This is a genomic window from Staphylococcus sp. GDY8P57P (assembly GCF_017892585.1).
Classification (GTDB): Bacteria; Bacillota; Bacilli; order Staphylococcales; family Staphylococcaceae; genus Staphylococcus; species Staphylococcus borealis.
The window spans coordinates 1-760 of sequence record NZ_JAESLK010000140.1; the positions used below are offsets into that span (position 1 = coordinate 1).

General features: G+C 26.6%; 1 protein-coding gene. It reads right to left on the bottom strand.

Features of this window, described 5'->3' with window-relative positions:
• Positions 1-177: 177 nt before the first annotated feature.
• The coding region (locus KA878_RS14005; RefSeq protein ID WP_210142256.1) for an acyltransferase family protein at positions 178-760 on the bottom strand (583 nt) is incomplete at its 5' end.

Consider the following 760-nt stretch of genomic DNA (forward strand, 5'->3'; position numbering starts at 1 on the left):
CAATAGTTTTTACTATTTAAAGAATCCATATTATGAAGTAGATTCTTTAAATATCCAAGGTTCTGCTTTAAGCTTTTGGGGCGAGCATGCTACAGGCATGAGAGAGGAAGAAGTTCTCAACCAAGAACTACCACTTATACGCACATATTTAAATAAATAATACTTTTAAACTTTGCTTTATTTTAAATCTAGTTTTAAGCTATATGGCTGTTTACCAATAACAAATCTAAAAATATAAAATTCTCTTAGTATAATGCCCACACCTATGCATAGACCTAATATAAATAATAATGACACTGCCAAGAAAATAAAGGTATGGTCAATATATACTGAAGTATTTTCATAAAGAGCATCTATAACAATAGGATGCAATAAATATACAAAGAACGAAAAAGTATTAACTAGATTTATAGAATAAAACATAAAGTCTTTAAAATGAAGGGTTGCGCCGAGTAATAATAAAAACATGAAAGAATGATAAAAAATTAATGCTTCTGTATAACTAGTAACATTCCAATAATCATGAGAGAACATAATGATAAACAAAACAAAAGATAAAATTGCTAAAACCAAAATTATAAATAAGTAATTCCTTAAAAAAGCAGTTATATTATTGTAGTTCTTCCCAATATAACCACCTAAAAAAAAGAAAAATATCCAACCTAAAATGAAGGTATTGTCACTTAAAGGATAAATAGCATGGAAATTTTCAGCAAATTCATTATTATTGTGTAGTAAATGTAAAAAAGTTACGTGAATT